This is a genomic window from Marmoricola sp. Leaf446, assembly GCF_001424755.1.
Classification (GTDB): Bacteria; Actinomycetota; Actinomycetes; order Propionibacteriales; family Nocardioidaceae; genus Marmoricola.
The window spans coordinates 168,214-181,296 of record NZ_LMRF01000003.1; the positions used below are offsets into that span (position 1 = coordinate 168,214).

Below are 13,083 nucleotides of genomic sequence, written 5' to 3' on the forward strand. Positions count from 1 at the left end.
AGCAGGTGCTCGAGGGCGCCGGGGTGCCCGGCCCCGCCGCGCAGGTCTTCGCCGACGTCGACCGCGGCATCGCCGAGGGCGAGCTGCTCGTGCCCACCGACGACCTGGCCGGGCTCCTCGGCCGCGAGCCGCTGTCGGTCGCCGACGCCGTGCGCGAGGCGCTCTCCGCCTGAGCCGGCCGGACGCAGCGCGGCCCCCGTCCTGATGGACGGGGGCCGCGCTGCTGCTGGGAGGGGCTGGTCAGACCAGGGCGTCCTCGACCGGGCGGCCGTGCTCGNGGCTCCGGCTCGGTCTTGCGGATCGTGGTGCGCAGCTCGGTGACCGGCATCAGCGACACCGCGACGAGGGTCACCAGGGCGACGAGCCCGGCGATCAGGAAGATCTCGGCGGTCGAGTCGGCGTACGCCGCCCGGATGGTCTCCACCACCGGGGCCGGGAGGCCGCTGAGGTCCAGCGTGCTGCCGGTGCTGCCGGCTCCCCCGCTCGTGCCCAGCGCCGAGGCGATCCGGTCGCTGACGCTGCTGGCCAGGACCGCGCCGAGCGCCGCGACGCCGATGGTGCCGCCGAGCGAGCGGAAGAACGTGACCACGCCCGACGCCGCACCGACGTCGGTGACGTCGACGGTGTTCTGCACGACCAGCACGAGGTTCTGCATCAGGGCGCCGGTGCCGAGGCCCATCACGACCATGTAGGCCGAGAGGTGCCACAGCGGGCTGGTGTGGGTGACCGTGCCCATGAGCAGCAGGCCGCCGGAGAGCAGCACGCCGCCGAGGACCATGACGCCCTTCCACCTGCCGGTGCGGGTGATGTACTGCCCCGACCCGGTGGCGCCGACGAGGTTGCCGGCGATGAGCGGCAGCATCAGCAGGCCGGCCTCGGTGGGGGTGTGGCCCCGGGCGACCTGGAAGTACTGGCTGAGGAAGACCGAGGCGCCGAACTGCGCGACGCCGACCGCGAGGCTGCCGGCGATCGAGAGCATCGTCATCTTGTCCGCGATGATGCGCGGCGGCACCAGGGCGTCGGGGTGGCGGCGCTCGACGACCACGGCGGCGACCAGGGCGAGCAGCGTGCCCACACCGAAGTACGCCGTCTCGCGCGACCACCACGCGAAGCTGGTGCCGGCGAAGGAGACCCACACCAGCGGCAGGGCGGCCGCGGCGGTGATGGCGAGCGCGCCGAGGACGTCGATGCGGACCTCGCGACGGATGGTCTCGACGTGCAGGAACTTCTGCAGCATCGCCAGGCCGGCGACGGCGAACGGCACGGCCACCCAGAAGCACCAGCGCCAGCCGAGGCTGTCGACGATGACGCCGCCCAGGAGCGGGCCGGAGACGGTGGCGACGGCCATCACGCCGGCCATGTAGCCGCTGTAGCGACCGCGCTGCCGCGGCGGGATGATCGAGGCGATGATCGACTGGGTCAGCGCGATCAGGCCGCCCATGCCGAGGCCCTGCAGGGCGCGGGCGGCGAGCAGCTGCGGCACGTCCTGCACGGCGCCGGCGGCAAGCGAGCCGAGGACGAAGATCCCGATGGCCAGCTGCACCAGCAGCTTCTTGTTGTAGAGGTCGGAGAACTTCGACCAGATCGGGCTGGTCACCGTCATCGCGAGCAGCGAGGCGGTGACGACCCAGGTGTACTGCGTCTGGGTGCCGTCGAGGTCGGCGATGATCGTCGGCAGCGCCGTCGAGACGATCGTGGTCGACAGGATTGCCACGAACAGCGCGGAGAGCAGGCCGACGAGGACCTCGACGATCTCGCGGTGGGTGGGCTCGGTAGCGGACGGGGTGGCGGACGGGGTGGTGCTCGCGACGGCGGTCGGGGCCGCGGTGTCGGTCATGGACGTTCCTTCACAGCTGCGTGGGTGGTGGGGAGGGGACGGACGAGGGGGTCGTGGAGGCGCCGACCGAGGTCCTCGACCACGGCCGTGGCCTGGACGACCTGCTCGACGTCCCAGTGGTCGAGGCGTTCGCCCAGCGCGGCGCACATGGTGCGGCGCGCCTCGCGGAGCCGCTCGTGGCCGGCCGGGGTCAGCGAGATCAGCTCGGCGCGCCGGTCGGCGGGGTCGGTGCCCCGCGCGACGAGGCCGAGGCGGTGCAGGCCGGCCAGCTGGCGGCTGACGACCGAGGGGTCGACGCCGAGCTTGGCGGCGATGTGGCCCGGACGGATGGCGTCGTGGACGCCCACCACCCCGAGGGTGACGAGGTCGCCGCGGGACAGGTCGTCGGACAGCGTGGCCCAGTCCGAGCCCCGCGCCCTCACCGAGCGGCTGAACTCCAGCAGCGCGTCGAAGAGCCCGGAGACCGCCTCGGTACGCCGCGGCTCCAGGCCGGTCGTGGGAGAGGTCGTTGACATAGGTCAACTATAGGCTTAGATGGTTGTCGCAAGCAACTTCTATCCCGGTGACCCGGCTCACCTGGCCGGGAAGGCTGGGGCTGCGCGGGGGTTGTTGCTCCGGCGCAGCGTCGGCTTCCCAGGCGACCTCGGGAAACCGCCCCAAGCAGGGCTAGGAGGCGAGTCCGAGCTCCGCCATCCGCTGGGCGTGGTTCTCGGTGAGGCGGCCGAACATCCGGGCGAGGGCGGCGAGGTCCATGCCGGGGCGGTCCACGCCGCCGGCCAGCAGGGCGGCGAGCGAGTCGCGCTCGGCGGCGACACGCTGGGCCTGCGAGAGCGCCTCCCCCATCAGCCGGCGGCCCCACAGCGCCAAGCGGCCACCGACGCGGGGGTCGGCCGCGATCGCGCGGCGGACCCGGTCGACGACGAAGTCGGCCTGCCCGGCGTGGGCGAGGGAGTCTATGACCAGCTGGCGGGTGCCGGAGTCGAGGAACATCGCGATCTCGACGTAGAAGTCGGCGGCCAGCCCGTCACCGACGTAGGCCTTGACCAGGCCCTCGAGCCAGTCGTTGGGCGCGGTGGCGGCGTGGAAGACGTCGAAGGCCCGCACGAACGGCGCGACGGCCTCGAGCGGGTCGGCCCCGAGCTCGGTGATGCGGTCCATCAGCGCCGGCACGTGCCCGAACTGCACGGTGGCCATGGTGGCCAGGGCGACCTTGTCCTCCAGGTTCGGCGCCAGCTTGGCGTCGTCGGCGAGGCGCTCGAAGGCGGAGATCTCGCCGTAGGTGATGACCCCCAGCAGGTCGACCACCGCCGCCCGGTAGGCGGGGTCGTCGAAGGCCACCTGGTCGGTGTCGTGGACCGTCTCCGTCGACGGCACGGCGGTGTCCTCGGGCGACGGTTCGGTCATGGGCGCACCCTACCGATAGACTCGGGGGCGGGCCGCAGGCTCGATGCCCTCGCACCGCCTCGACGGCGGCGTCGCAGGAGTGCCTCTCAGCACCTCTCGTGGCGATGCCCTGCGGGCGGCTCGCCCTGGTCGTGACACGACCCCCAGACCATCGACCCGCAGCGTCGGGTCAGCACAGAACAGGCCAAGATCCTGACCACCTTCCGAGAGCTCGGGGTCCTCCCCGAGATTGCCGAGGCGCTCGAGAGCGTCAACATCACCGAACCCTTCCCCATCCAGGAGATGACCCTCTCGGTCGCCCTGATGGGCACCGACCTGATCGGCCAGGCCCGCACCGGCACCGGCAAGACGCTGGCGTTCGGCATCCCCGTCGTGCAGCGCGCCGTCGCCCAGCACGACCCCGACTACGACGACCTGGCCGCCCCCGGCAAGCCGCAGGCCCTGGTCGTGGCCCCCACCCGTGAGCTCGCGCTGCAGGTCAGCAAGGACCTCAAGCTGGCCGGCTCGGTGCGCGGCATCCGCGTGCTCACCGTCTACGGCGGGGTGCCCTACGAGGGTCAGCTGGAGGCGCTGGAGTCCGGCGTCGACGTCGTCGTCGGCACGCCCGGCCGCCTCATCGACCTGATGAACCGCCGCGCGCTCGACATCTCCCACGTGAAGTCGCTCGTCCTCGACGAGGCCGACGAGATGCTCGACCTCGGCTTCCTGCCCGACGTGGAGCGGCTGCTCAAGCAGACCCCCGAGACCCGCCAGACGATGCTGTTCTCGGCCACCATGCCCGCCGCGATCGTGGCCCTGGCGCGCACCCACATGCGCCACCCGATGAACATCCGCGCCGAGTCCGGCGAGGACAACCAGATGGTGCCGGCCACGGCCCAGTTCATCTACCAGGCCCACGACCTCGACAAGCCGGAGATGCTCGGCCGGCTGCTGCAGGCCGAGGGTGCTGACCTGATGATCGTGTTCACCCGCACCAAGCGCCAGGCGCAGCGGATCTCCGACGACCTGGAGATGCGTGGCTTCGTGAGCGCGCCGCTCCACGGCGACATGGCGCAGGCCGCCCGCGAGAAGGCCATGACCAAGTTCCGCGAGGGCAAGCTCCAGGTCCTGGTCGCCACCGACGTCGCCGCCCGCGGCATCGACGTCACCGGCGTCACGCACGTCGTGAACTACACCTGCCCCGAGGACGAGAAGACCTACGTCCACCGCATCGGCCGCACCGGCCGCGCCGGCGCCACCGGCATCGCGATCACCTTCGTCGACTGGGCCGACCTGCACCGCTGGAAGATGATCAACAAGGCGCTCGGCCTGCCCTTCGACGAGCTGGTCGAGACCTACTCCAGCTCGGAGAACTTCCTCCACGACCAGGGGATCCCGAAGGGGATCAAGGGCCGCGTCATCCCCGAGGGCCAGGTCGTCATCGCCCGCGAGCCCCGCACCGACGGGCGCGGCGGCAGCGGTGGTCGCGGCGGCAGTGGCGGCCGTGACGGCGGCCGAGGTCGCGACGGCGGCAGCCGCGACGGTGGTCGTGACCGCGGTCGCGGCGGTCGCAGCGAGGGCGCCCGCAACGAGGGCGCCGCTCCCGAGGCCCCCGCGTCCTCGGGCCCCGCGGGCGAGGGCGGCGACGGCGGCCGGCCGCCCCGCAAGCGCAACCGCAGCCGACGTCGCACCCGCGGCGGCACCCCGGCCGCCAGCACCGACAGCTGACAGCACCCCGGGACGTCATCCGGATCGTGGCCCCGAGCCACCGGTCCGCGTGACGTCCCGGTGCTGCGTCCGGGGCCGGGTCAGGCGGTGACGACGACCGTGCGGCCCACGGGCGCGAAGTCCCACAGGGCCCGTGCGTCGGGACGCCACTGCCGGATGCAGCCGTGCGAGAGCGGCGTCCCGAGCTGGTCGCGGGTCTGCACGAACTCACCGTCGCTCACCGGGACGCTGTGGAACCCGATCGCGGCGTTGACGCCGCGGGTGAAGCGCACGAAGTACTCCATCGTCCCCGAGTCGCCGATGCCGGTCGCGTGCCGCGAGCGCGAGTAGACCGCGAAGGTGCCCGGGTGCAGGTTGTCGTAGACGCTGCCCGAGGCCGGGTAGGTGCGTCGGACCGTGTCGCCGCGCTCCCCCGCCTCGACCAGCCACACCCGCTGCTCGCCGATCGAGAACACCACCCGGGTGCCCGCGCCGCTGTCGGCCGGGAGCGCCGGTGCGACCTCCCGCGGCGACCGCGGAGCCCGACGCACCTCGGGCGGCTCCGGCACGGTCGCCAGGACCGCGCGGGTCCCGACCGGGTCCGCCGCCGTGGCGGCACCCGTGGGCAGCACCCCCGCCCCGCCGAGCAGCGAGACCAGGGTGGTGGCCACGGCCAGCGCGACCAGCGCCGGCCGCAGCCAGACCGCGGCCACGGGGTCGGCGGGCCGGGGCACCAGGATCAGACCCGGGCCCGCAGCGAGGTCGCGACGTCGCGGTAGGCCTGGGCGCCCTTGCCGGTCCGGGAGGTCTTCAAGATCGAGCGGCCGGCCGCGGGCGCCTCGGCGAACCGGATCGACTTGGGGATCGGCGGCTCGATGACGGCGAGGTCGTAGGTCTCGGAGATGGTCTCGAGCACGGTGCGGGCGTGGTTGGTGCGGCCGTCGTACAGCGTCGGGAGCACGCCCCACACCTCGAGCTCGCGGTTGGTGAACCGGCGTACGTCGTGGACGGTGTCGAGCAGCTGGCCGACGCCGCGGTGCGACAGCGTCTCGCACTGCAGCGGGATCAGCACCCCGGTCGCGGCGGTCAGGGCTGCGACGGTCAGCACGCCGAGCGAGGGCGGGCAGTCCAGGATCACCCAGTCGTAGCCCTCGGTGTCCTCGACGGCGGTGCGGATGACGTACTCGCGCCCCGTCCGGGTCAGCAGGTCGGCCTCGGCGCGCGCCAGCTCGATGGTGGCGGGCAGCAGGTCGACGCCGTCCTCGGTGGCGATGACGACCTCGGCGGGGTCCAGGCCCTTGGTCAGCACGTGGTGGACCGAGACCTCGAGGTCCTCGGGGTCGATGCCGAGGCTGAAGGTCAGGCAGGCCTGGGGGTCGAGGTCGACGAGGAGGACGCGCTGGCCCTGCTCGGCGAGGGCGGCACCGAGCGAGGCGACGGTGGTGGTCTTGGCGACCCCACCCTTCTGGTTGGCCACGGCCAGGACGTGAGTGCTCATCACCGTGCATTGTGCCCCACCACCGGCCGTTCCCCGCCCGACGTCCCACGCCCGCGCGCCGGACCCGGGCGAGGTCTCACCAGGTGGGTCGTGGACCGCCGAACGGCATCTCGAGGGCCTCCGGCCCGAACCCGGTGACGTCGGCCAGCAGCCAGTCGTCGCTCAGCAGCAGCGCGGCCGAGGCAGGGCGCATCACCAGCCACAGCCAGCGGCCGTCGGCCTCCCCGGCGAAGGTCGCCCGGGCCAGCAGCTCGTCGTCGTCGCCGGTGCCGTCGACCAGCCAGAGCGGCACGGGCCGTCCCCCGGCACGGACCTTGATCGCGGGCGGGCCGTTGCTGATCTGCGGCCCCGGGTCGTCGTACGTCGTGCCGCTGCACCGGGCGCCCAGCCCGACCCCGGGGTCCTCGGAGACGACCGTGACCTCGACGTCGCCGTCGAGGTCGCTGGTGCCGACGATGGTGGTGACCGTGGCCCGCACCCGCGGCCCCTCGCCGACGCAGCCGAAGTCGGCGATGGTCCACCCCGGGCTCATCGGCCACGGCAGGTAGGTCGGGGCGTCGTCGATGCGGCCCACCAGCTCGGCGAAGGCGTCGTAGCCGGCGACGTCGGGGCGCCACAGCGGGTCGGTCGGGCCGTGGGTCAGGCAGGCGAACGAGCTCCCCTCGCCCGAGACGGGCGAGGTGCACCGGGGACACGAGGCCGCGAGCGACACGTGCCGCAGCCTAGGGCTCAGGCGTTCCAGCGCGCCACGGCCGGCGACTCACGTTCCCAGCCGAGGGTGGACAAGGTGGCGGTGCCGAGCACGAAGTGGCGCCCGTCGACGGCCTCGAGGCCGAGCCAGCGGGCGGCCAGGACGCGCGAGGCGTGGCCGTGGCTGAACACGATCGCGCGGCCGCCGTGCTCGCGGACCCGCTCCACGACCCGGTCGAGGCGGGCCGCCACCGCGGCGGCGTCCTCGCCCCCGGGGCAGGGGTGCGACCAGACCGTCCAGTCCGGCACCGTCTCGCGGATGTGGGGCGTGGTGAGGCCCTCGTAGTCGCCGTAGTCCCACTCGGCGAGGTCCTCGGTGGTCTCCACGTCGGCGAACCCGGCGAGCTCGGCGGTGCGCACGGCACGCAGCCGGGGACTGCTCAGCACCAGGTCGAACCCCTCGGTGCCCACCGCGTCCTCGAGCCGGCCGGCCAGCCCGCGCGCGATCTCGGCACCCTCCTCGGTGAGGTCGAGGTCGGTGGTCGAGGTGTGGCGGCCGTCGCGGCTCCACTCGGTCTCGCCGTGGCGGACGACCCAGAGCTCGCTGTCGGTGGCGGACACGGGTCAGCCCGCCTCCGGCCCGGGCCAGTTCTTGTCCGGCTGCGGGACCGGCCGGCCGGGCTGCTCCCCGCCGCGCTCGGCGAGGTAGCTGTCCTTGGGCACCATCACCTTGCGGCGGAACAGGCACACGACCTTGCCGTCCTGGTTGTAGCCCACGGTCTCGACGTGCACGACGCCCCGGTCGTCCTTGCTCGTGGACTCCCACTTGTCGAGCACGCGGGTCTCGCCGTACAGCGTGTCGCCGTGGAAGGTCGGCGCCACGTGGCGCAGCGACTCGATCTCCAGGTTGGCGATGGCCTTGCCGGAGACGTCCGGGACGCTCATGCCGAGCAGGATGGAGTAGACGTAGTTGCCCACCACGACGTTCTTGCCGAACTGCGTGGTCTCCTCGGCGTAGTTCGTGTCGAGGTGCAGCGGGTGGTGGTTCATCGTCAGCAGGCAGAACATGTGGTCGTCGAACTCGGTGACGGTCTTGCCGGGCCAGTGCTTGTACGTCGCCCCGACCTCGAACTCCTCGTAGCTGCGACCGAACTGCATGCGGACTCTCCTCGTGGACGGCGGTGACGACCGCCTCATCCTGTCGGACCCGGCCCGGCACCGGGAGGGGGCGTGGGATTCCTCTCACCCGGCCCCGACCACCGGTGGTTCGCGGTCGGGACCGGCGCGTCGACCGACCTATGCTGGCCGGATGCTCGACGTCCACACTCGCGTCACGCGCCGTTCGGGCGGAGGCGGTGGCGACGCCGACGCCGGCGGTCCCGGCGGGGACGGCCCGTCCCCCGCCCCGCTCGACGGCGCCCCTGCACCCTCGTCCCCCTCGACCTGGCGGCGCGTCCGCCCGGCGGTGACCGTGCTGGGCGGCCTCGCGCTGACCCTGCTGCTCGCCGTGGTCGTCACCGTCCTGCTCGACGCCTCGGCCTGGCCCCACCCGGTCAACGCGTTGCGCAACCGCACCTTCGACTCGCCGGCGCTGGTGCCCAGCGTGGCCGTGGTCTGGGTCTTCGTGCTCCTCGTGGTGGCGCTGCTGGGCAGGCTGTGGACCGGCATGGGCGTGGTCAGCGCGCTCACCGTGCTCGTGGGCCTGGTCAACGTCACCAAGCTGGAGCTGCGCAACGACCCGGTCTACCCCAGCGACGTGGTGTTCCTGCGCCAACCGTCGTTCCTGCTCGAGATGGTCTCGAAGGCCCAGCTGGTCCGCGGCGCCGTCGCCCTGGTCGCGGTCGTGCTGCTGGCGGCGGCCGTGGGCTGGGTCGTCGGCAAGTTCTTCCCCCGCCTGACCATGAACGCCACGCGGCGCCGCCGACGCGGTGTGGTCCTGGCCCGCGTGCTGGTCGTGGTGGTCTGCATGGGCATGCTGCACGTCGCCGGCAACTTCAACGAGCGCGGCAACCAGTGGCGCGCCGCCTTCGACTCCACCGGCATGCGCTGGCGCGCCTGGGACCAGCGCGTGAACTACCAGCAGAACGGCTTCGTCTCGGGGCTGCTCTACAACATGCACGTCGACGCCATGACCGAGCCCGACGGCTACTCCGAGGCCGCCGTGCGACGCGTCGTGCAGCGCTACCAGGCCGAGGCGGCCCGGATGAACCAGGGCCGGACCGGCTCGCTCGAGGACACCAACGTCGTCATCGTGCTCTCGGAGAGCTTCAGCCAGCCGGCCTGGCTCGACGGCGTCAGCTGGCCCGAGAACCTCATCCCCCGCACCACGGCGACGATGGAGCAGACCGTGTCGGGCCGCATGCTGGCCCCGGGCATCGGCAGCGGCACCGCCAACACGGAGTACGAGCTGCTGACCGGGCAGTCGCTGAGCCAGCTCTCGCCGCAGCTCACCACGCCCTACGAGCAGCTGGTCTCCAACTACGACCGGTTCCCCTCCGCGGTGGAGTGGTTCCGGCGCCACGGCCACGAGCCGGTGGCGATCCACCCGTTCTCCCCGCGGATGTACAGCCGCCCCGAGGTCTACGACGCGTTCGGCTTCGACCGGTTCGTCTCCAAGGACCAGATGAAGAACACCAAGCGGGGCGGCGGCCGCTTCATCGACGACCGCTCGGCCTTCGCCGAGGTGCTCGACCAGATCCGCGACACCGACAAGCCGGTCCTGGCCCACCTCGTCACGATGCAGAACCACATGCCCTACGGCGGCCAGTACGACGACCCGATCCCGCCCACGAGCGGGCTCTCCGGCGAGTACGCCCGTCAGGCCGGCGCCTACGCCCGGGGCATCTCGCGCACCGACGAGGCGCTCGACGAGCTGCTGACCCAGCTCAAGGCCTCGCCCGAGCCCACCACGGTCATCTTCTACGGCGACCACGTCCCGCCCCAGGTCTACCCGCAGTCCCTGCTGGACCGGGAGGGGCCGCTGCGCTCGCACCAGACCCCGTTCCTGATCTGGAGCAACCGCGAGCAGCTGCGCCACACCGACCTGCCGACGACGAGCCCCACGCAGTTCCTGCCCATGATGTTCAACGCCATGGACGTCCCGGTGCCGCCCTGGTACGCCCTGCTCACCGACCTCGGCGGTCAGGTGCCCGCCATGGACGCGGGCATCACCGTGGGCGCCGACGGCGAGCGGGTGCGTGTCGCCGACCTGGGTCCCGAGGCCAAGCGGGTGCTCCGGGACTACCGGCTGATCCAGTACGACCTCAGCGTCGGGGAGCGGTGGAGCGAGAAGGCGATGTTCGGGGACGCGCCCGCACGCTGACCCGGCGGGCCCGCCTCAGCTGCCGCCGCCCCCGGCCTTGCGACGGTGCAGCTGCGGACCGGTGCCGCCCTGGACCTCCGAGCCGTGGGCCTTCTCCTTCGACCCGGCGCGGTCGTCAGGGTGGTGGACGCCCCGCTTGCGGTCGAGGGCCTGGCGCATCTTCGCCTTGAGCTCGTCCTGGGTCGGGATGCTCGGTGACGTCTCGTCGGCCATGGCGGGTCCTCCTGCTCGGTGGGACGGGGACCCCACCCTCGCACCCGACCTCCCCCGCTGGCGAGGGCATTTCGGCGCGGCGCTAGGCCCAGGTGGTCGGCAGGCCGTGGGGTGCGGCGTGGCCCAGGACGCGGGGCTCCCCGTCGCCGGGGAGTCCGCTCCAGGTCCGCAGCACCACCGGCACCTCCCCGGGCGTGCCGGCACCGCGCCGTGGCGGCTCCATCGTCAGGTGGGCCAGCGGCGACGCGGGCGTGGCGTCGGCGGCGAGGCGCTCGACCCGGTCGACGACGTGCCGCTGCTCCTCCGCGTCGAGGTACTGCACCACCACGCTGTGCCAGACCACGGTAATGGTGCCCTCGCGCAGGCGCAGGTCCTCGACGAACGCGCCGGCCGGTTGCGGGCGCACCTCCGGGGCGGTGACGGCGGCCGCGACCGCCAGGGCACCGCGCAGGCGCTCGAGCCGTGCGACCTGGTCGGGCCAGACGTACGCCGTCAGCGCCAGCCGTCCCGCCGTGCTCCTGGGGTCGATCGGACGCGGGTCGCACCCCAGCCGCTCGACGAACCGCAGCCCCGGCCAGGGGCGGAGCGGACGACCGGCCCACCCCCGCTCCAGCCGTACGACGGCGGCGGGCGGGCCGTGCACCGGCCCGGACGCGTCGCCCACGGCGTACTGGTCGGCCAGCAGGTTCAGCCCCGCCGAGGACCCGAGCTCGGCGAGCCGCACCGGCAGCCGGAGGGCGTCGTCGAGGTGCAGCAGCCCGCCGAGCAGCGCCGCCGACCGTCCCACCTCGTTGGTCTGGGGCGGGCGGTCGAGCCACTCCCGCACGGCCTCGGGCTGCTCGGACAGCAGCCCGAGGACGGCCTCGGGGCCCGCGACCGGGTCCCAGGTGCCGCCGACGCTCGGGTAGAGGACGCCGAGCCCGCCGGCCCGCCGCTCGAGCACCAGCCGGTGCACGCTGCCGAGCAGCCGCAGCGCGAGCGCCGAACCGGCCGGCAGGTCCTCGTGACCGGCCAGCACCCGCGCCGTCGGACCACCGGCGGCCCAGTCGTCGGCCAGCCGGGCGAGCAGGCCGGCGTACATCGGCGAGCCGAGGGCGGCGCACGCCTGCCCCTGCTGCCGCAGCGCCTGGTCGGGCCTCACGGGCCCCACCCTCGCAGACACCCCTCGGCGATCACCCGGACGTCCGGGTGACCAGCGGCCCGGCGACCCCGGTCAGCCCTTGAGGGCGTAGTCCTTGAGCAGGCTGCGGCCGATGATCATCTTCTGGATGTCGGCCGTGCCCTCCCCGATCAGCATGAACGCCGACTCCCGGTAGAGCCGCTCGATCTCGTACTCCTTGGAGTAGCCGTAGCCGCCGTGGATCCGGAACGAGGCCNCGCCATCCCGGCCTCGACGTCGTTGCGCTCGCCCTTGTCCTTCAGGCGCGCGGCCTTGACCATCAACGCGTGCGCGGCCTCGACCTTGGTCGCCATCTCCGCCAGCCGGAACAAGATCGCCTGGTGCTGCGCGATCGGCTTGCCGAACGTCTCACGCTGCTGGGCGTAGGAGATGCCCAGCTCGAACGCCCGCGTCGCGATGCCGCACGCACGCGCCGCGACGTTGACGCGGCCCACCTCGACACCGTCCATCATCTGGTAGAAACCACGCCCGGCCTCACCGCCGAGGATCTGGTCGGCGGCGATCCGGTGGCCCTCGAAGACCGCCTCGGTGGTGTCGACGCCCTTGTAGCCCATCTTGTCGATCTTCCCCGGGATCGTCAGGCCCTGCGCGGTCTCCCCGAACCCGGGCTCCTTCTCCACCAAGAACGTGGACATGTTCTTGTACACCGAGTCCGCACCCTCCTCGGTGCGCACCAGCACCGCGATCAGGTTCGACGACCCGCCGTTGGTCAGCCACATCTTCTGACCCGTGATCACGTAGCCGTCGCCGTCACGCACCGCCTTGGTCTTGATCGCCGACACGTCCGAGCCCAGCCCCGGCTCCGACATCGAGAACGACCCACGGACCTCACCGGTCGCCATCCGCGGCAGGTACTTCTGCTTCTGCTCCTCGGTGCCGTGGTGCATCAGCATGTACGCCACGATGAAGTGGGTGTTGATCACACCCGACACGCTCATCCAGCCCCGCGCGATCTCCTCCACGGCCAGGGCGTAGGTCAGCAGCGACTCCCCCAGCCCGCCGTACTCCTCAGGGATCATCAGACCGAAGATCCCCAGCTCCTTCAGACCCTCCACGATCTCCGTGGGGTACTCGTCCGCGTGCTCCAGCTCGGTCGCCACCGGCAGGATCTTGTCCTCCACGAACGACCGCACCGCCTTGAGGATCTCGATCTGGATGTCGGTCAGACCTTCGGTCTGGGCGAGGCGTGCCATCGATGGTGTCCTTCGGTCGGCGAGCGGTCGGTACGCGCGGGGGCAGGGCTCCGGTGGCGG

The 13,083-nt window shown here is 72.7% G+C and carries 11 protein-coding genes and 3 pseudogenes; 2 read left to right on the top strand and 12 right to left on the bottom strand.

Annotation, left to right across the window (positions count from 1 at the left end; translation table 11 throughout):
* Positions 1–278: 278 nt before the first annotated feature.
* From ASG49_RS19525 to ASG49_RS11270, 3 genes and pseudogenes are all read right to left on the bottom strand, one after another.
* Positions 279–1,837, bottom strand: a pseudogene (locus ASG49_RS19525) (MDR family MFS transporter); the annotation flags it as partial.
* Positions 1,834–2,352 (bottom strand): MarR family winged helix-turn-helix transcriptional regulator, encoded by a 519-nt coding sequence (locus tag ASG49_RS11265; protein ID WP_056541781.1) that lies wholly within the window; start codon positions 2,350–2,352, stop codon positions 1,834–1,836. The pseudogene ASG49_RS19525 and the gene ASG49_RS11265, both read right to left, overlap by 4 nt.
* Before the next feature lie 151 nt (positions 2,353–2,503).
* Complete coding sequence (locus tag ASG49_RS11270; protein ID WP_082534052.1) at positions 2,504–3,241, bottom strand: ferritin-like fold-containing protein; 738 nt, start codon at positions 3,239–3,241, stop codon at positions 2,504–2,506.
* A gap of 282 nt (positions 3,242–3,523) precedes the next feature.
* Between ASG49_RS11270 and ASG49_RS11275 the strand changes: the two genes are divergently transcribed.
* Positions 3,524–4,948 carry a DEAD/DEAH box helicase gene (locus ASG49_RS11275; RefSeq protein WP_369814221.1) on the top strand — a complete coding sequence of 475 codons (1,425 nt, stop codon included), beginning with the start codon at positions 3,524–3,526 and terminating at the stop codon, positions 4,946–4,948.
* An 80-nt stretch (positions 4,949–5,028) separates the two neighbouring features.
* Here the strand turns inward: ASG49_RS11275 and ASG49_RS11280 are convergent, their stop codons facing one another.
* The 5 genes from ASG49_RS11280 to ASG49_RS11300 form a co-directional block, all read right to left on the bottom strand.
* A complete protein-coding gene (locus tag ASG49_RS11280) occupies positions 5,029–5,661 on the bottom strand; it encodes a L,D-transpeptidase (protein ID WP_056541787.1) in 633 nt (210 codons plus the stop codon).
* Between the two features lie 5 nt (positions 5,662–5,666).
* Positions 5,667–6,425: a ParA family protein gene (locus ASG49_RS11285; protein WP_056541789.1), complete on the bottom strand. Its 759-nt coding sequence runs from the start codon at positions 6,423–6,425 to the stop codon at positions 5,667–5,669.
* A 76-nt stretch (positions 6,426–6,501) separates the two neighbouring features.
* A complete protein-coding gene (locus tag ASG49_RS11290) occupies positions 6,502–7,137 on the bottom strand; it encodes a DUF6758 family protein (protein WP_056541793.1) in 636 nt (211 codons plus the stop codon).
* A 17-nt stretch (positions 7,138–7,154) separates the two neighbouring features.
* A complete protein-coding gene (locus ASG49_RS11295; RefSeq protein WP_056541797.1) occupies positions 7,155–7,736 on the bottom strand; it encodes a histidine phosphatase family protein in 582 nt (193 codons plus the stop codon).
* A 3-nt stretch (positions 7,737–7,739) separates the two neighbouring features.
* Positions 7,740–8,273, bottom strand: coding sequence for a MaoC family dehydratase (locus ASG49_RS11300; protein WP_056541800.1), 534 nt, complete (start codon positions 8,271–8,273; stop codon positions 7,740–7,742).
* 151 nt (positions 8,274–8,424) lie between these two features.
* Between ASG49_RS11300 and ASG49_RS11305 the strand changes: the two genes are divergently transcribed.
* On the top strand, positions 8,425–10,437 hold the full coding sequence (locus ASG49_RS11305) for an LTA synthase family protein (protein ID WP_056541804.1): 2,013 nt from the start codon (positions 8,425–8,427) through the stop codon (positions 10,435–10,437).
* A gap of 15 nt (positions 10,438–10,452) precedes the next feature.
* Here the strand turns inward: ASG49_RS11305 and ASG49_RS11310 are convergent, their stop codons facing one another.
* From ASG49_RS11310 to ASG49_RS11320, 4 genes and pseudogenes are all read right to left on the bottom strand, one after another.
* On the bottom strand, positions 10,453–10,650 hold the full coding sequence (locus ASG49_RS11310) for a DUF5302 domain-containing protein (protein ID WP_056541807.1): 198 nt from the start codon (positions 10,648–10,650) through the stop codon (positions 10,453–10,455).
* An 82-nt stretch (positions 10,651–10,732) separates the two neighbouring features.
* Positions 10,733–11,791 carry a DUF2332 domain-containing protein gene (locus ASG49_RS11315; protein ID WP_156384301.1) on the bottom strand — a complete coding sequence of 353 codons (1,059 nt, stop codon included), beginning with the start codon at positions 11,789–11,791 and terminating at the stop codon, positions 10,733–10,735.
* Positions 11,792–11,863: 72 nt separating this feature from the next.
* Positions 11,864–12,026, bottom strand: a pseudogene (locus ASG49_RS19605) (acyl-CoA dehydrogenase family protein); the annotation flags it as partial.
* 1 nt (position 12,027) lies between these two features.
* A pseudogene (locus ASG49_RS11320) lies at positions 12,028–13,023 on the bottom strand (acyl-CoA dehydrogenase family protein); the annotation flags it as partial.
* Between the last annotated feature and the right edge of the window lie 60 nt (positions 13,024–13,083).

Bases quoted from the DNA above. Each gene is read 5' to 3' on its own strand.
- ASG49_RS11300 (WP_056541800.1), bottom strand. From the start codon at position 8,273: ATGCAGTTCGGTCGCAGCTACGAGGAGTTCGAGGTCGGGGCGACGTAC.
- ASG49_RS11275 (WP_369814221.1), top strand. From the start codon at position 3,524: ATGACCCTCTCGGTCGCCCTGATGGGCACCGACCTGATCGGCCAGGCC.
- ASG49_RS11310 (WP_056541807.1), bottom strand. From the start codon at position 10,650: ATGGCCGACGAGACGTCACCGAGCATCCCGACCCAGGACGAGCTCAAG.
- ASG49_RS11285 (WP_056541789.1), bottom strand. From the start codon at position 6,425: ATGAGCACTCACGTCCTGGCCGTGGCCAACCAGAAGGGTGGGGTCGCC.
- ASG49_RS11305 (WP_056541804.1), top strand. From the start codon at position 8,425: ATGCTCGACGTCCACACTCGCGTCACGCGCCGTTCGGGCGGAGGCGGT.
- ASG49_RS11270 (WP_082534052.1), bottom strand. From the start codon at position 3,241: ATGACCGAACCGTCGCCCGAGGACACCGCCGTGCCGTCGACGGAGACG.
- ASG49_RS11265 (WP_056541781.1), bottom strand. From the start codon at position 2,352: ATGTCAACGACCTCTCCCACGACCGGCCTGGAGCCGCGGCGTACCGAG.